Source organism: Micromonospora sp. CA-248089, assembly GCF_050948515.1.
GTDB lineage: Bacteria > Actinomycetota > Actinomycetes > Mycobacteriales > Micromonosporaceae > Micromonospora.
Genome location: NZ_CP192016.1, coordinates 681,817 through 697,174 on the forward strand (window position 1 = coordinate 681,817; position 15,358 = coordinate 697,174).

Annotated in this window: 17 protein-coding genes; 9 read left to right on the top strand and 8 right to left on the bottom strand. The window is 73.3% G+C overall.

Annotated features, from left to right (window positions below; translation table 11 throughout):
- Window positions 1-56: 56 nt before the first annotated feature.
- Entirely contained in the window at window positions 57-1,070 is a 1,014-nt protein-coding gene (locus ACQP26_RS03400) for a potassium channel family protein (RefSeq protein ID WP_269702482.1), read from the top strand.
- A gap of 25 nt (window positions 1,071-1,095) precedes the next feature.
- On the opposite strand, the gene ACQP26_RS03405 is transcribed toward ACQP26_RS03400, so the two are convergent.
- A complete protein-coding gene (locus ACQP26_RS03405; RefSeq protein WP_269702480.1) occupies window positions 1,096-1,578 on the bottom strand; it encodes a MarR family winged helix-turn-helix transcriptional regulator in 483 nt (160 codons plus the stop codon).
- A gap of 86 nt (window positions 1,579-1,664) precedes the next feature.
- Here ACQP26_RS03405 and ACQP26_RS03410 point away from each other — a divergent pair, with 86 nt between their 5' ends.
- Entirely contained in the window at window positions 1,665-2,312 is a 648-nt protein-coding gene (locus ACQP26_RS03410; RefSeq protein WP_433494917.1) for an FMN-dependent NADH-azoreductase, read from the top strand.
- A gap of 81 nt (window positions 2,313-2,393) precedes the next feature.
- Here the strand turns inward: ACQP26_RS03410 and ACQP26_RS03415 are convergent, their stop codons facing one another.
- The 3 genes from ACQP26_RS03415 to ACQP26_RS03425 all read right to left on the bottom strand — a co-directional run bounded on the left by ACQP26_RS03415 (window position 2,394) and on the right by ACQP26_RS03425 (window position 6,880).
- The gene (locus ACQP26_RS03415) at window positions 2,394-3,428 is read right to left on the bottom strand and encodes a 2-oxoacid:ferredoxin oxidoreductase subunit beta (protein WP_433494918.1); all 1,035 of its coding nucleotides are present in this window, start codon (window positions 3,426-3,428) and stop codon (window positions 2,394-2,396) included.
- Window positions 3,421-5,268, bottom strand: a complete 1,848-nt coding sequence (locus ACQP26_RS03420) for a 2-oxoacid:acceptor oxidoreductase subunit alpha (protein WP_269702474.1) — start codon at window positions 5,266-5,268, stop codon at window positions 3,421-3,423. Before ACQP26_RS03420 ends, ACQP26_RS03415 begins: the two co-directional genes overlap by 8 nt.
- 196 nt (window positions 5,269-5,464) lie before the next feature.
- Window positions 5,465-6,880 (bottom strand): hypothetical protein, encoded by a 1,416-nt coding sequence (locus ACQP26_RS03425; protein WP_433494919.1) that lies wholly within the window; start codon window positions 6,878-6,880, stop codon window positions 5,465-5,467.
- A 125-nt stretch (window positions 6,881-7,005) separates the two neighbouring features.
- Between ACQP26_RS03425 and ACQP26_RS03430 the strand changes: the two genes are divergently transcribed.
- A complete protein-coding gene (locus ACQP26_RS03430; protein WP_030273665.1) occupies window positions 7,006-7,383 on the top strand; it encodes an NADH-quinone oxidoreductase subunit A in 378 nt (125 codons plus the stop codon).
- A 14-nt stretch (window positions 7,384-7,397) separates the two neighbouring features.
- Here the strand turns inward: ACQP26_RS03430 and folP are convergent, their stop codons facing one another.
- Window positions 7,398-8,267 (bottom strand): dihydropteroate synthase, encoded by an 870-nt coding sequence (gene folP, locus ACQP26_RS03435; protein WP_433494920.1) that lies wholly within the window; start codon window positions 8,265-8,267, stop codon window positions 7,398-7,400.
- A 152-nt stretch (window positions 8,268-8,419) separates the two neighbouring features.
- Between folP and ACQP26_RS03440 the strand changes: the two genes are divergently transcribed.
- Genes ACQP26_RS03440 through ACQP26_RS03455 form a run of 4 tightly spaced genes read left to right on the top strand, consistent with a single transcriptional unit; the run spans window position 8,420 to window position 10,887 of the window.
- A complete protein-coding gene (locus ACQP26_RS03440) occupies window positions 8,420-9,091 on the top strand; it encodes a DivIVA domain-containing protein (RefSeq protein ID WP_433494921.1) in 672 nt (223 codons plus the stop codon).
- Window positions 9,088-9,588, top strand: a complete 501-nt coding sequence (locus ACQP26_RS03445; protein WP_269702467.1) for an SRPBCC family protein — start codon at window positions 9,088-9,090, stop codon at window positions 9,586-9,588. The genes ACQP26_RS03440 and ACQP26_RS03445 overlap by 4 nt, the downstream gene beginning before the upstream one ends.
- Window positions 9,589-9,642: 54 nt before the next feature.
- Complete coding sequence (locus tag ACQP26_RS03450) at window positions 9,643-10,227, top strand: DNA-3-methyladenine glycosylase I (RefSeq protein ID WP_433494922.1); 585 nt, start codon at window positions 9,643-9,645, stop codon at window positions 10,225-10,227.
- 36 nt (window positions 10,228-10,263) lie between these two features.
- Entirely contained in the window at window positions 10,264-10,887 is a 624-nt protein-coding gene (locus tag ACQP26_RS03455; protein WP_269702464.1) for a hypothetical protein, read from the top strand.
- A gap of 23 nt (window positions 10,888-10,910) precedes the next feature.
- On the opposite strand, the gene ACQP26_RS03460 is transcribed toward ACQP26_RS03455, so the two are convergent.
- Together ACQP26_RS03460 and ACQP26_RS03465 are read right to left on the bottom strand one after the other, a co-directional pair.
- Window positions 10,911-11,702 (bottom strand): enoyl-CoA hydratase/isomerase family protein, encoded by a 792-nt coding sequence (locus ACQP26_RS03460; RefSeq protein ID WP_433494923.1) that lies wholly within the window; start codon window positions 11,700-11,702, stop codon window positions 10,911-10,913.
- A 3-nt stretch (window positions 11,703-11,705) separates the two neighbouring features.
- Entirely contained in the window at window positions 11,706-12,524 is an 819-nt protein-coding gene (locus tag ACQP26_RS03465; RefSeq protein WP_018788949.1) for a PaaX family transcriptional regulator, read from the bottom strand.
- A gap of 190 nt (window positions 12,525-12,714) precedes the next feature.
- On the opposite strand from ACQP26_RS03465, the gene ACQP26_RS03470 reads away from it, so the two are divergent.
- Window positions 12,715-12,882: a DUF3117 domain-containing protein gene (locus ACQP26_RS03470; protein WP_013283866.1), complete on the top strand. Its 168-nt coding sequence runs from the start codon at window positions 12,715-12,717 to the stop codon at window positions 12,880-12,882.
- A gap of 145 nt (window positions 12,883-13,027) precedes the next feature.
- The gene (locus ACQP26_RS03475) at window positions 13,028-14,515 is read left to right on the top strand and encodes a leucyl aminopeptidase family protein (RefSeq protein WP_433494924.1); all 1,488 of its coding nucleotides are present in this window, start codon (window positions 13,028-13,030) and stop codon (window positions 14,513-14,515) included.
- Between the two features lie 24 nt (window positions 14,516-14,539).
- On the opposite strand, the gene ACQP26_RS03480 is transcribed toward ACQP26_RS03475, so the two are convergent.
- Window positions 14,540-15,112, bottom strand: coding sequence for an O-methyltransferase (locus tag ACQP26_RS03480; RefSeq protein ID WP_018788951.1), 573 nt, complete (start codon window positions 15,110-15,112; stop codon window positions 14,540-14,542).
- Window positions 15,113-15,358 lie beyond the last annotated feature (246 nt).

Here is a 15,358-nt window from a genome sequence, read left to right on the forward strand (position 1 = left end):
GGATCCCGGCGTACCCGTTATCTTGTGGGCGTGCAGGTGGCGGAGCAGGACCGACGGTGATCCATTTTCCCGCGCAACGGCGGGGGCCGCTGAGCGCGCTGAGCCTGCGCCTGCTCGCCGCCCTGGGCCTGGTCTTCGCCACGGTCTTCGTGGTCTGGCTGGACCGCGACGGCTACCGCGACGTGGACGACACCGGCCTGACCCTGCTCGACTGCTTCTACTACGTGGTGGTCTCGCTCTCCACCACCGGGTACGGCGACATCACGCCGGTCAGTTCGTCGGCGCGACTGGCGAACGTCCTGTTCATCACTCCCGCCCGGGTGCTGTTCCTGATCATCCTGGTCGGTACCACCCTGGAAGTCCTGACCGAGCAGTACCGCACCGGGCGTCGCCTGTCGCGGTGGAGGAGAACCGTGAAGGACCACGTCATCATCTGCGGCTACGGCACCAAGGGCCGCAGCGCGGTCTCCGCCCTGCTGGAGAACGGTACGGACAAGTCCAAGATCGTGGTCGTCGAGCGGAGCGGGCCGGCGCTGCGGCAGGCCACCTCGAACGGGCTGGTGACGATCGAGGGCTCGGCGACCCGCTCGTCGGTGCTGGAGCAGGCGCACGTGCGTACCGCGAAGTCGGTCATCATCGCGACCGACAGCGACGACGCGTCGGTGCTGGTGGCGCTCACGGTCCGGCAGCTCACCGCCGGTCAGGTACGCATCATCGCGGCGGTCCGCGAGGCGGAGAACGCGCCGCTGCTCAAGCAGAGCGGGGCGCACCACGTGATCGTCTCGTCGGCCACGGCCGGCCGGCTGCTCGGCCTGTCGACCTCGGCCCCGCCCCTGATCGACGTGGTGGAGGACCTGCTCACCCCGGGTCAGGGCATGGCGCTGGCCATGCGGTCGGCCGAGCGCAGCGAGGTGGGCCGCTCGCCGCGCGAGCTGGAGGCGCTGGTCATCGCGCTGGTCCGCCGGGGCAAGGTGGTCACGCTCAACGACCGGGCCGCCTCGGTGATCGAGACCGGCGACATGCTCGTCCACGTCCGGGACGACCGGCCGCAGGCCACCACCGCGATCTGACCGGGGGCCCGCTGAGCACCTGCGGTCAGCAGGCGCCCGGGCCGCCCTCGGCCAGCACTTCACCGCAGGTCGACGACCGGCCCTGGGTGGCCCGTCGCAGCAGGTCGTAGAGCAGGTCCCGCTCGCCGGGAGCGAGCGCGCCGAGAACCTCCTCCTCGGCTCCGGCGAGCGCACACTCGGCCTCGCGCAGTCGCTTCGTGCCCGCCTCGGTGAGGCGTACCTCGTGCCGGCGGCGGTCCTCCGGGGAGCGGCGGCGTTCGGCCAGGCCGTCCGCCTCCAGGTCGTTGAGCAGCCCGACCACGTTCGTGCTGTCGAGTTGGAGCGTGCCGGCGAGCGCCTGCTGGCTGATGCCGCCGGAGTCGCGCAGCACGGTGAGCGCCACCAGGTGGCGGGGGCGCAGACCCAGCGGGGCCAGAACCGACTCCGAGCGCAGCCGCATCCGCCGGGCCAGGTGATCGAGCAGGGGCCCGGAGCGGCGCTCGGACTCCTCGACCGGTGCGGCGGACATGTGACCCAGTTTACGCGAGCCGAGGAACATCGACCTGCTATAAATAGTTGGTCCTACACGAACGATCGTCGGAGGAGGAATCACCAATGGCACACCTACTGCACATCGACTCCAGCATCACCGGGGAGCGGTCCATCAGCCGGCGGCTCACCGCCCGCGCCGCCGCCGCCTGGCGCGCCGCCCACCCGGACGGCACGGTCACCTACCGCGACCTGGGTCAGAACCCGCTGCCGCACCTGAACACCGCAAGCGGCCTCGCGCGCATGGTGCCCCCGGATCAGCACACCGCCGAGCAGCGGGCTTCCTGGCAGCTGACCGAGGAGGTGGTGGCCGAGGTGAAGCAGGCCGACACCGTCCTGCTCGGGCTGCCGCTCTACAACTACGGCGCGCCCAGCAGCGTGAAGTCCTGGGTCGACCACCTGATCGCCCCCGGCATCGCGTACGACCCGGCGACGAACGCCGGGCTGCTCGGCGACCGCCAGTTCGTCGTCCTGGTCAGCCGCGGTGGCGGGTACGGCCCGGGCACCCCGCGGGAGGGCTGGGACCACGCCGAGCCGTGGCTGCCGCACGGCCTCTCCCTGACCGGGCTGGAGCCGCGGTTCATCTGCGCCGAGCTGACCCTGGCCCCGGTCAACCCGGCGATGGCCGAGCTGATCCCGCTGTTCGAGCAGAGCCTCGCCGCGGCCGAGCGGGCCGTCGACGAGCTGTGGGTGCCCGCCTCGGCGGCCGCCTGACCGGGCTGTCACACACCGCGAAGGGCGGGCCGTTCCGCGGGGGAACGGCCCGCCCTTCGTCCGTGACGGGTCAGCGGCGGATCAGAGGATCGTCCAGGTGTCGCCGCTGCCGAGCAGCGCGCCGAGCTGCTGCTCCGGGGTCTGGTCGACGGTGGCCCTGGCGGCCGCGACCTGCTCCTGCACCACGCTGTCGTAGGAGGGGCGGTCGACCGACCGGAACACCCCGATCGGGGTGTTGCTCAGGTCCAGGCCCGGCAGGCGGGACAGCGCGAAGGCGTACGCCGGGTCGGCCACGCCCGCGTCGTGCACGACGATCTGGTCGGCCGGCGTGTTCGCGGTCTCCCGGACCTCCAGCCCGAAGCCACCAGGCGGGTGGACCACGCAGAACTGCCCGTCCTTGCCGAACTTGATCGGCTGCCCGTGCTCCAGCCGGATCAGGAAGTCGTCCCGGGTGGCCGGCTCCTTCAGCGGGTCGAACGCGCCGTCGTTGAAGATGTTGCAGTTCTGGTAGATCTCCACGAACGCCGAACCCTCGTGCTGGGCGGCGGCCCGCAGCACCGACTGGAGGTGCTTGCGGTCCGAGTCGATCGTCCGGGCCACGAACGTGGCCTCGGCGCCGAGCGCCAGCGACAGCGGGTTGAACGGGGCGTCCGCCGAGCCCACCGGCGTCGACTTGGTGATCTTGCCGACCTCGGAGGTGGGCGAGTACTGGCCCTTGGTGAGGCCGTAGATCCGGTTGTTGAACAGCAGGATCTTGAGGTTCACGTTGCGGCGCAGCGCGTGGATCAGGTGGTTGCCGCCGATGGAGAGCGCGTCACCGTCGCCGGTGACCACCCAGACCGACAGGTCCGGCCGGGACACCGACAGGCCGGTGGCGATCGCCGGGGCGCGGCCGTGGATCGAGTGCATGCCGTACGTGTTCATGTAGTACGGGAAACGCGACGAGCAGCCGATGCCCGAGACGAAGACGATGTTCTCCCGGGGGATGTTCAGCTCCGGCATGAAGCCCTGCACGGCCGCCAGGATGGCGTAGTCGCCGCAACCGGGGCACCAGCGCACCTCCTGGTCGGACTTGAAGTCCTTGGCGGTGAGCTTGAGGGCGACGGGCTCAGACATTCTTCAGGACCTCTTCCAGCATCGTCTCCAGCTCGGCGGCGGTGAACGGCAGGCCGCGGACCTGGTTGTAGCCGATCGCGTCGACCAGGTACTTCGCCCGGATCACGTGGGCGAGCTGGCCGAGGTTCATCTCCGGCACGACCACCTTGTCGTAGCGGCCCAGCACCTCGCCGAGGTTGGCCGGCATCGGAGCCAGATGCCGCAGGTGCGCCTGCGCCACCGAGAGCCCGCGCTGACGCAGGCCACGGCAGGCCGCACCGATCGGCCCGTACGTCGAGCCCCAGCCCAGCACCAGCACCCGGGCGTCGCCGTCCGGATCCTCCACCTCGACGTCCGGCACCGGGATCGTCTCGATCCGGGCCGCCCGGGTCCGCACCATGAAGTCGTGGTTGGCCGGGTCGTACGAGATGTCGCCGGTCTTGTCGGCCTTCTCCAGACCGCCGATCCGGTGCTCCAGACCGGCCGTGCCGGGCACCGCCCACGGGCGAGCCAGCGTCTGCGGGTCCCGCAGGTAAGGAAGGAACGTGGTGCCGTCCTCGCCGTTGGGCTTCGTGGCGAACTCGACCCGCAGGTCGGGCAGCGACTCGACGTCGGGCAGGAGCCACGGCTCGGAGCCGTTGGCGACGTAGTTGTCCGACAGCAGGATCACCGGGGTGCGGTAGGTGAGCGCGATCCGGGCCGCCTCCAGCGCGGCGTGGAAGCAGTCCGACGGCGACTTCGGCGCGATCACCGCGACCGGCGCCTCGCCGTGCCGGCCGTACAGGGCCATGTTCAGGTCGGCCTGCTCGGTCTTGGTGGGCATGCCGGTGGACGGCCCGGCCCGCTGCACGTCGACGATGACCAGAGGCAGCTCCAGCGCCACCGCCAGGGAGATCGTCTCGCTCTTGAGCGCCACGCCCGGGCCGCTCGTGGTGGTGACACCGAGCGAGCCGCCGTACGACGCGCCGAGCGCCGCACCGACCGCGGCGATCTCGTCCTCGGCCTGCATGGTGACCACGCCGAACTTCTTGTGCTTGCTCAGCTCGTGCAGGATGTCCGAGGCCGGCGTGATCGGGTACGCGCCGAGGAACACCGGCAGCCCGGAGCGCACCCCGGCGGCCACCAGGCCCAGCGACAACGCCGCGTTGCCGGTGATGTTCCGGTAGGTGCCGGGCAGCATCTTGGCCGGCTTGACCTCGTACCGGACGGAGAAGTCCTCGGTGGTCTCGCCGAAGTTCCAGCCGGCCCGGAAGGCGGCCACGTTCGCCGCGACCAGCTCGGGGCGGGCCGCGAACTTGCGCTCCAGGAAGCGCAGCGTGGACTCGTACGGGCGGGAGTACATCCAGCTCAACAGCCCGAGCGCGAACATGTTCTTGGCCCGCTCGGCGTCCTTCTTGGACACGTCGTGCTCGGCCAGCGCCCCGATCGTCATCGAGGTGAGCGCCACCGGGTGCACCGCGTACCCGTCGAGCGAGTTGTCGTCGAGCGGGCTGGTCGCGTAGCCCACCTTGGCCAGGTTGCGCCGGGTGAACTCGTCGGTGTTGACGATGATGTCGGCCCCGCGCGGCAGGTCGGCCAGGTTGGCCTTGAGCGCGGCCGGGTTCATCGCCACCAGCACGTTCGGCGCGTCGCCCGGGGTCAGGATGTCGTAGTCGGCGAAGTGCACCTGGAAGCTCGACACGCCGGGCAGGGTCCCGGCGGGAGCGCGGATCTCGGCGGGGAAGTTGGGCAACGTGGAGATGTCGTTGCCCAGCTGCGCCGTCTCCGAGGTGAACCGGTCGCCGGTGAGCTGCATGCCGTCGCCGGAGTCACCGGCGAACCGGATGACCACCCGGTCCAGTTGACGGATCTGCTTGGTCACACCCGCACCTCGCTTAACTGAGCGCCGTCGCCCTCGCCGGCCCGGCCCGCTCCGATTCTCACGTCAGAGCCTACGTCGCCACGTTAGGGCCACCTTGGTCGAGGTCCGACGTATGGGACTGGATCGGGCCGCTGTATGCCCTGCTTTGCAGCGTTTAGTACCTGGGCCCGTAACCCAGATCACCATATATTCATGATCACCGGTCGGTGACCGGACGCTCCGGCACGGTGATGTCGCTGCGGCGGCGCAGCGAACGGGTCGCCAGCGTCAGCGCGAGCACGACCAGGAGACCGGACACCGCGATCAACGCGACGGCGGCCCACCGGGTCGAGGTGTCACCGCCGTCCCGTTCGCCGGCGGCGACGAGCACACCCTGCGAGCCGGTCGGGGCGGGCGCGCCGACCGGCGGGGAGGCGTCCGCCGCCGCGGCGCTGATCCGGAAGCTCATCTGCACCTGCCGGTCCCGCCCGCTGCGTGGGTCCAGCCGGCCGATCACCGCGCCGGACAGGGGCGCCCGCCGCTGGGCCTCCGCCGAGGCGGCGAGCGTCAGCCGTACGGTCGCGGTCCGCCCGGCCGCCAGGGAGCCCAGCTCGCAGCGGGTCCGGTCGGCCGAGACCGGGGCACAGCCGCTCTCGGCGCCGGCCACGCTCACCCCTTCGGGAAGGAGCACCTCGACCCGGCCTGCGGCGTCGACCTTGCCGGTGTTGCCGAGCCGGACGGTGAGCGCGCTGGGCGCGCCGCTGATGTCGAACAGCACCTCGTCGGCGCGCAGCGAGATGCCGGGTACCGGCGGCCCGGGCGGGAACAGCACTGCGAAGCCCTCGTCGTCGTACGCCGCGCCCGTCACCCCGGGTGCGACGGCGGTGACCTGGACCGATCCGGCCAGCGGCATGGTCCGCCAGGCGTCGCCGTCGACCCGGACCCGGATGGTCGCGCTGAACCGGGCGCCCGGCTCGGCGTCCCACCCGACGCAGCGGTGGTCGGCGCCACCTGCCGGCTCGCAGCCCGGGGTGCCCGCGTCGGTCAGCCCCGGTGGGAGCGTGTAGCCCAGGCTGATCCGCTCCGCCCGCCCGCCGGTGTTCGTCACCGTCACCCGCAACGTGGCCACCGTGGCGTCGGCGTTCCAGTAGGCCGGCGGGAGGACCACGTCTTCGGTGGTCACGCGTACCCCCAGGGGTCCGCCCGCCGGCTGCGCCGGCGGGGGCGGCGGGGTCTTGACCGGCGGCACGACCGGCGGGGGCGCGGGTGCCGTGGTGGCCGGCGCGGCCGTGGTCGGTGCCGGCTCGGCGGGCGCGCTCGTCGGCGGCGGCGGGGGTGGCGCGGTGGTGATCGGCGCCGGCGGTTCGGTCGCCGGAGGCGGCGGCTCGGTGGGTGGCGGGGCCGTCGCCGTGGTCGTCGGCTCGCCGGTGGGCGCGGGCTCGGTCGGCTCGCCGCCGGGGTCGCCGCCCGGCTCCACCGGCTCGACGATCCGGAGCGCGGCGGCCGGCCCCGGGTTGGCGACGGCTCCGGCCGGTGCCACCGCCACCAGCGCCGCGACGAGCGCGGGCGTCAGCAGCGCGAGGGTACGGCGGAGCGCGACCCACCGATCGGGTGCAACGCGGGGGCGGGCCATCTGTCCTCCGGGACGATCAACGGGATCCCATTATTCGGTGATACTTGCCATCAAGCACTAGTCCTGCGAGGAAACGAATTCGTAACGTGTCCGGGACATCTGGAGGGGACCGGTACGCTCCGGTCGTGACCGGATATCTCGGCTCGTACGCCACGCTCGGTCTGCTGCTCCTCGCGGCCGTGCTCTTCTTCGTGACGGCGTTCTCGGCGAACCGGGTGTTACGTCCGAGCCGGCCGGCCGAGCCGTGGGGCAAGCGGGCCAGCTACGAGTGCGGTCTCGACCCGGTCGGCGGCGACTGGGCGCAGATGCAGATCCGCTACTACGTCTACGCGTACCTCTACGTGCTCTTCGCGGTCGAGGCGGTCTTCCTGTTCCCGTGGGCGCTGGTCTTCGACCGGCCCGGCTTCGGCGCCACCACCGTGGTGGAGATGGGCGTCTTCGTGGCGATCGTCGCGCTCGGCATCCTCTACGCGTGGCGGCGCGGCGTCCTGCGCTGGACCTGACGCGCCGCGCCCGGCTAGGCCAGCCCGCGCCGGGTCACCGCCGGCGGCCGGTCGCCCCGGATGGACGCCACCATGTCCAGCACCCGGCGCGTCTCGCGGACCTGGTGGGCGCGGAACACCCGGGCGCCGAGCCAGGCCGAGACCGCGGTGGCGGCGAGCGTCCCCTCCAGTCGCTCGGGCACCGGCAGGTCGAGCGTCTCGCCGATGAAGTCCTTGTTCGACAGCGCCACCAGCAGCGGCCAGCCGGTGTCGGTCAGCTCCGCCAGCCGCCGGGTGATCTCCAGCGAGTGCCGGGTGTTCTTGCCGAAGTCGTGCGCCGGGTCGATCAGGATGCCGTCCCGGCGCACACCCAGCCCGACCGCGCGTTCGGCCAGCCCGGTGACGGTGCCGACCACGTCGGCCACCACGTCGTCGAAGGCCGCCCGGTGCGGCCGGGTACGCGGGGCCAGCCCGCCGGCGTGCGAGCAGACCAGCCCGGCGCCGGTCGCCGCGGCGACCCGGGCCAGCGCCGGGTCCGCCCCCGACCAGGTGTCGTTGAGCAGGTCCGCGCCGGCCGCCACCGCTTCCACGGCCACCTCGGCACGCCAGGTGTCGATGGAGATGACCACGTCCGGGAAGGCGGACCGGACCGCGGCGATGGTGTCCACCGTCCGGCGGATCTCCTCGGCCACGTCCACCTCGTCGCCCGGCCCGGCCTTCACCCCGCCGATGTCGATGATCTCGGCGCCCTCGTCCACCGCGCGTTCCACCGCCCGCAGCGCGCTGTCCTGGGCGAAGGTGGCACCCCGGTCGAAGAACGAGTCCGGCGTGCGGTTGACGATCGCCATCACCACCAGCTCACCGGGGCCGAACGTCCGCCCGCCCAGCCGTAACGCCCCGGTCATGCCCGCCTCCTCGTCGCCGGACCGCACCGGCCGGTCCGACGCTATCCGGTCCCGGCCGCGCCGCCCGTGCCGGTCCCGTGCGCCGGACGCATTTGGCGACCGGACGTCTCGGAGGGCTCGCCCGATCCCGCCCCGCATGCCACGATCTGTGCATGGGTGAGGTTCTGCTCCTCTTGGTCGTCGCGCTGACCGTCGCGGCTGTGGTGTTCGGGGTGACGGTGCTGGTCTCCGGCAAGGATCCGGGTCTCACGCCGGCCGAGCCGGACGGGCGGGCCGTGCCCCTGCCCGGCAGCCGTCCACTCGACGAGTCGGACGTGTCCGACGTCCGCTTCGACACGGCGCTGCGCGGCTACCGGATGAACCAGGTCGACGCGGCGCTGCGCCGGGCGGCGTACGACATCGGCTACAAGACCGAGCTGATCGGCGTCCTGGAGGCGGAGAACGCGGCGCTGCGGGAGGGGCGTACCGAGGACGCCGAAGCGCTGCGCCGGGCCCGCGAGGAGGCCGCCGCGACCCGCCCCGAGACCGAGTCGGCACCCGACCCGTCCACCGAGCCGGTCGTGATCGACCTGTCCGAGCCGGAGTCGCCGGCCCGTGCCGGGGCCGACGGGCAGCCGGGCCGGGCCGACGCCGACGGACAGCCGGGCCGGGCCGACGCCGACGGCCGGCCGGGACGCGCCCCGGCCGAGGCGGGCGTGGCCGAGGCCCCCGCCGCCGCGGCGACCGAGGACACCGTCTCCCCGGCGAACGGGATCGCGGCCGGGCCGGCCGATGACGACGCCGACCGGGAGCGCGGTTCGGTGGTCCGCTCGGAGTCGGCGTGACCGGCGCCGGCCCGTCGGCCGACGACTTCACCGAGGCGTCCCGCCGGGGCGCCGCCGAGGTCACCGCCACGGTGATCGTCGAGGCCCCGGCCGACCGGGTCTTCGCCGCGCTCACCGCCTGGGAGCGGCAGTCGGACTGGATCCCGCTGACCCGGGTCCGGGTGGTCGAGGGCGACGGTGGCGAGGGCAGCCTGGTCGAGGCGGTCACCGCGCTCGGTCCGGCAGTGCTCCGCGACGAGATGCGTGTGGTGCGGGTCGACGCGCCGTACGAGGTCGGGGTGGTGCACTGCGGCAAGCTGCTGCGCGGGCCCGGCGTGCTGCGCTGCACCCCGATGGACCGCGACCGCACGCAGGTGGTTTGGCACGAGTGGTTCCACCTGCCGGGCGGGCGGGCCGGCCGGGTGGCCTGGCCGGTGCTCTGGCCCGGCTCGAAGTTCAGCCTGACCCAGGCGCTGAAGAAGTTCGCCCGGCTGGTCGAGCAGGGCCGCCTGCCCTGACGGGCGGTCGTCGGCGCGGCGGGACTGTCGGTGGCCCGGCCTATCGTGGACGACGTGACTGACCTGGTGACCGGCGCCGACGGGCTGCCGCGCTGCGCGTGGGGAGCGAGCACCCCCGACTACGCCGTCTACCACGACGAGGAGTGGGGCCGGCCGCTGCGCGGCGACGACGCGCTCTACGAGCGGCTGACGCTGGAGGCGTTCCAGTCCGGCCTGTCCTGGCTGACCATCCTGCGCAAGCGGCAGGCGTTCCGGGACGCCTTCGCCGGGTTCCGGATCGAGTCGGTGGCCCGTTACGGCGAGGCCGACGTGACCCGGCTGATGGCCGACGCCGGGATCGTCCGCAACCGCGCCAAGATCGAGGCGGCGATCGCCAACGCCCGGGCCGCGTCGGCGCTGCCCGAGGGCCTGTCCGCGCTGCTCTGGTCGTTCGCGCCCCCGCCCCGGGCGGCGCGTCCCCGGTCCTTCGCCGAGGTGCCGGCCACCAGCCCGGAGTCGGTCGCGATGGCCAAGGCGCTCAAGAAGCGGGGCTTCCGGTTCGTCGGCCCCACCACCGCGTACGCCCTGATGCAGGCCACCGGCATGGTCGACGACCACCTGGCCGACTGCCACGTGAGCGGTGACCGGGCCGGGGTGTGACGGAGCGCGCCACCGCCGACGTGATGGGATTGGGGCATGACCGACACCGAGCCGCGTACGAGCGGGACGACAGACGGTGCGACCACGACCGGAGCCTGGGCGGTGCTGCTGCCCACCGAGCGCTTCGAGGCCGAGCGTCTGGTGCACCACGACCTGCTGGAGCTGACCGGTCTGTCCGAGGCGGCCCGCCCCCGGCCCGGTGACCGGGTCGCGGTGCTCGTCGACGAGCCGTTGCGCCTGGTCGCGCTCGGCCGGGTCGCACCCGCGTCGTCCGAGACCGCGGAGGACCCGGACGACCCGCAGTCCGACGCGGCGGCCGGGCCGCTCGTGGTCACGTACACCCGGCGGGTGCTCGACGAGCCGGTGCCCGTCGACGGCCCGGCGCCGGACGGCCCGGTCGTGGCGATCGACCCGGCCCGCTGGCGGTCGCTGGCCGACCGGCTCGGTCCGCCGCCCGCCCGCAGCACCTGGCTGGTCAGCCTGGACCTGCCGATCGAGGCCGCGTCGCGCGCCGAGGCGGTGCGGATCTTCTGGTCCTACGTGCAGGAGCTGGGCCCGCGGGAGCTGCCGGCGTTCGTCTCGCCCTACGGCGACGAGCTGGCCATGCAGGCGTTCGTGCTCGGCGTCGAGGCCAACCAGGATCCGGAAGAGGACGACTGACCCCACCGTGCCCGCAGGGGCGCTCAGCGCCCCTCGAAGACCGGCTTCTGCTTGTCGACGAACGCCTTCGTGGCGGCCCGGTGGTCGGCGGTGGCACCGCAGATCGCCTGTGCCTCCGCCTCGGCGGCCAGCGCGTCGGCGAGCGTGCCCGCGTCGGCGATGGAGAGCTGGCGCTTGATCGCCCCGTACGCGATCGTGGGGCCGGCGGCGAGCCGGGCGGCCAGTTCCTGCGCGCTGGGGAGCACCTGCTCGTCGTCGTCCACCAGCTTGGTCAGCAGGCCCAGCCGGCAGGCGTCCTCGGCGCCGACCGGTTCGGCGAGCATCAGCAGCTCGACGGCCTTGGCGTGGCCGACCAGCCGGGGCAGCGTCCAGGAGGCGCCGGTGTCGGCGGCGAGCCCCACCCCGGCGAACGCCATCAGGAACCGGGTTTTCGGGCCGCCGATGCGGAAGTCGGCGAGGAACGCCAGCGAGGCGCCGGCCCCGGCGGCCATCCCGCGCACCGCGGCGACCACCGGCTTGGGCAGGTTGGCCAGCCGGGCGGCGATCGGGTTGTAGTGCGCCCGCACCGTGCCCAGCGGGTCGGCGTCCGAGGTCTCCAGCGTCCGCACGTGCTCGCGCAGGTCCTGCCCGGCGCTGAACGAGCCGCCGGCACCCGCGAGCACGACCGCCCGGCAGGACCTGTCGGTCTCCAGCTCGGCCAGGGTGTCCCGGAGCGCCTCCTTGAGCGCCACGTCGAGCGAGTTCATCGCCGTCGGGCGGTTCAGCGTCAGGGTGACGACGGCGTCGGTGCGGTCGACGAGGAGCGGCTCGGTCACGTTCTAACGACCCTTCTGTCGGGCGAGGCGGTTGCCGGCGTCGAGGCACTGCTCGACGTACCGGTCGGCGGCCGGCCGGAGCCGGGCCGCGTGCCGGTCGAAGAAACTGGCCGCGCTGGTGCCCGGCCAGCGCTCGGGCAGCAGTGCCGGGGGCAGTTGCGGGTCCCGGAACAGGAACGTACGCCACGCGTGCACGAGCCGGAACCGGGCCGCGTACGCGTCCTCGTCGCTGCTGCGCACCGTGACGCCGGAGAGCAGCGGCTTCTGCTCGGCGACGAAGCGCTCGTAGGCCCGGCCGATCTCGGCCAGGTCCCAGGCGCGGCGGACCACGCCCATCGCACCCGGTGTGCCGGCCGCGTGCGCGGCGGTGAAGCGCTCGTAGCGTACGCCCGCCTCGTCGAGCAGCAGGTCGACGTCCTCACCCGGGCGGGTGGCCACCCAGGTGCAGTCGTCGAGCGTGCCGTAGCCGAGGAAGGCGAGGTTGGCGGCGAGCCGCTGCCGGTCCCGGCGGGAGGAGGGCGCGGTGAGCACCAGGAGATCGAACCGCCCGTCCCAGCTGTGCCGTCCGGTCCGGTAGATCCGGGACGCTGCCTCGTCGAGTCGACGAGCCGCCTTCGGGGTGATCGAATATCCCGGTCCGGACGCGAGCCGGAGCGGTTCCAGCCAGCCCTGGCGGACCATCCGGGACACCGCGGTGCGTACCGCCGGTGGGGCGATCCCCAGCGGGGCGAGCAGCTTGACCAGGGCGGCGACCGGTGCGCGGCCGCCCCGGGCCCGGAGGTGGTCGCCGTACAGGTCGAAGAGTGCCGACCGTGCCTGCATGACCGCACATTGTGACAGGCCTATCCAAGATAAGCTAGATGCTGTTACATCAATGCTGCTTCGGTTTGGGTCCGGCGGTGTTCATCAGGGAAAATCGTTGGTCGAGCCTTCCGCGAGGGTTGCGGAAGGCGATGGCGAAGTGGCTGTGGGGCAACTCACCGACCCTGGTGTAGGTCTGAGGGGAGACAACATGGCGGCGATGAAGCCGCGGACGGGCGACGGTCCGCTGGAAGTCACCAAGGAGGGCCGGGGCATCGTCATGCGAGTCCCGCTGGAGGGTGGTGGCCGGCTCGTCGTCGAGATGACTCCCGACGAGGCCACCGCGCTCGGTGACGCGCTGAAGGCGGCCGCGGGCTGATTCGAGGAGTGTCCCGCGTGGCGTCCGCCGCGCGGGCGGTTCGTCCTACCCTGAGCCACCGGGATCCCCGGTGGCTCAGGGTCTTTCCTCGACGGGCGCGTGGCAGAACGTGCCCGTTCCACCCATTTCGGAGGTACGGTCCAGCGTGCTGGTCATTCGTCTGGTGAGTGGGCCCGCCGGGCCCGACGCTCTCGTCCTGCCCGTCCGTCCCGGAGGGCCGGACTCGCCGGACTCGCCGGCCGCCCCGGCCTCCTCGGCCCAGCTGGTCCCGACCGCCGTGCCGCCCGGTGACGACGTCCGGGACGAGGCCGCCGCCGTACTGCCCGCCGCCCGGCTCACCGGTTCGGCCGGCGAGGTGCGCCAGCACCTGCGTCCCGGCGGATCTCCGTCGCGGCTGTGGCTGCTGGGCGTCGGCGACGGCGACGAGCGCGACTGGCGTACCGCCGGCGCCGCGCTGGCCCGCGCGGCGAAGGATGAGACGCAGATCACCATCGCGCTTCCGGCGGAGGCGACCACCGCCCTTCGCGGCCTGGCCGAAGGGCTGCTGCTCGGCTCGTACCGCTTCCGCCTCACCGAGGCCGGCGGGCGACCCGCCCTGGCCGAGGTCGAGGTGCTCGTCGACGACCCGGACGCACTCGCCGGCACGCTCGCCGCCGCCCGGGCCACCGCCGAGACGACCCGGCTCGCCCGGGACCTGACGAACATGCCCTCGTCGACCAAGAACCCGGAGTGGTTCGCCGCCCAGGTGGCCGAGGCCGCGTCCGGGCGGCCCGACCTGCACCTGCGGGTACGCGGCCCGGAGGAACTGGCGGCCGAGGGCTTCGGCGGCATCCTGGCCGTCGGCGGCGGCTCCGCCAGCGGCCCGCGCCTGGTGGAGCTGGACTGGCGGCCGGAGGGCGCCCGTACCCACGTGGTGCTCGTCGGCAAGGGCATCACGTTCGACACCGGCGGCATCTCGATCAAGCCGGTGCCCGCCATGAAGCTCATGCGCAAGGACATGGCCGGCGCCGCCGCCGTGATCGCCGCGACGCTCGGCGCCGCCGAGCTGCGCCTGCCGGTACGGGTGACCACGCTCGCCCCGCTCGCCGAGAACATGGTCAGCGGCTCGGCGTTCCGCCCCGGCGACGTGATCCGGCACTACGGCGGGCTCACGAGCGAGAGCACCAACTCCGACGCCGAGGGCCGGCTGGTGCTCGCCGACGCGCTGGCGTACGCGGTCCGCGAGCTGAAACCCGACCTGCTTGTCGACCTGGCGACGCTCACCGGCGCGAACGCCGTCGCCCTGGGCAAGCGGCACGCCGCGCTCTACAGCGAGAACGACGCGCTCGCCGCGGGCATGCTCGACGCGATCACCGCGGCCGGGGAGCGGGCCTGGCGGATGCCGCTCGCCGACGACTACGTGGAATACCTGGCCAGCGACGTCGCCGACCTGCACAGCTCGCCGGCCCAGGGCGCCGGTTCGGTGGTCGCCGCGCTGTACCTGCGGGAGTTCACCGGCGACCTGCGGGACCGGTGGGTGCACCTGGACATGTCCGCGCCGTCGTGGTCCGACGACACGCACGGCGAGCTGGTCAAGGGCGCCACCGGCTGGGGTGTGCGCGGGCTGCTGCGCTGGCTGGCGACGCTGGGCTGACGTTCCGGTGCGCCGGGCCGGCTGTCAGGCCTTCACGGCGGCGAGCAGGCCGTGGCCGACCGGCAGCAGCGCGGGCACCCAGTGCTCCGACTCGCGGATCGCCTTGATCGTCTCCCGCACGGTGACCGTCTCGACGTCCCGGGCGGCCGGATCGCCGATCCGGCCGGCCGCCAGCGCGCCGTTGAGCGCGAGCACCCCGCCGGGGCGCAGCAGCCGCAGCGCCGCGTCCACGTACGCGGCGAAGCCGGTCGACACCGCGTCCACGAAGACCAGGTCGTAGGCACCGTCCGCGAGCCGGGGCAACACGTCGAGGGCGCGGCCGGTGATGATCCGGGTACGCCCCGACGGGAAGCCCGCCTCCTGGAACAGCCGCCGGGCGATGCGCTGGTATTCGACCTCGACGTCGATCGTGGTGAGCACGCCGTCGGGCCGCATGCCGCGCAGCAGCCACACGCCGCTCACCCCGGTGCCGGTGCCGATCTCCACCACCGCCCGGGCGTTCCCGGCGGCGGCGAGCAGCCGCAGCGCGGCACCCGACCCGGGCGTGACCGCCTCCACCCCCACCTCGTGGGCGAGGGCGCGGGCCGTGCGCAGCACGAGATCCTCGGTGACGAAAGACTCGGCGAAGTGGAGCGCCTGGGCCGTCGAACTGCCGTGACCGGCGACCGTGGCGATGGGACACCTCCGAGGGGCGGACTGGTGCGAGGGGCGGTATGCACTGTGAGCGTAGAGGCGGGGCGGTACCGGCGCAGCCGCGAGTCCGCCGTCGGACGATCACGGACGGCAACCCCTGACTCCATTCGCGCCATCCGTGTAATCCTGGATGTGTCCCGCGCGTCACTG

Bases quoted from the DNA above. Each gene is read 5' to 3' on its own strand.
- ACQP26_RS03405 (WP_269702480.1), bottom strand. From the start codon at position 1,578: ATGTCCGCCGCACCGGTCGAGGAGTCCGAGCGCCGCTCCGGGCCCCTG.
- ACQP26_RS03410 (WP_433494917.1), top strand. From the start codon at position 1,665: ATGGCACACCTACTGCACATCGACTCCAGCATCACCGGGGAGCGGTCC.
- ACQP26_RS03415 (WP_433494918.1), bottom strand. From the start codon at position 3,428: ATGTCTGAGCCCGTCGCCCTCAAGCTCACCGCCAAGGACTTCAAGTCC.
- ACQP26_RS03425 (WP_433494919.1), bottom strand. From the start codon at position 6,880: ATGGCCCGCCCCCGCGTTGCACCCGATCGGTGGGTCGCGCTCCGCCGT.
- folP (WP_433494920.1), bottom strand. From the start codon at position 8,267: ATGACCGGGGCGTTACGGCTGGGCGGGCGGACGTTCGGCCCCGGTGAG.
- ACQP26_RS03440 (WP_433494921.1), top strand. From the start codon at position 8,420: ATGGGTGAGGTTCTGCTCCTCTTGGTCGTCGCGCTGACCGTCGCGGCT.
- ACQP26_RS03455 (WP_269702464.1), top strand. From the start codon at position 10,264: ATGACCGACACCGAGCCGCGTACGAGCGGGACGACAGACGGTGCGACC.
- ACQP26_RS03465 (WP_018788949.1), bottom strand. From the start codon at position 12,524: ATGCAGGCACGGTCGGCACTCTTCGACCTGTACGGCGACCACCTCCGG.
- ACQP26_RS03470 (WP_013283866.1), top strand. From the start codon at position 12,715: ATGGCGGCGATGAAGCCGCGGACGGGCGACGGTCCGCTGGAAGTCACC.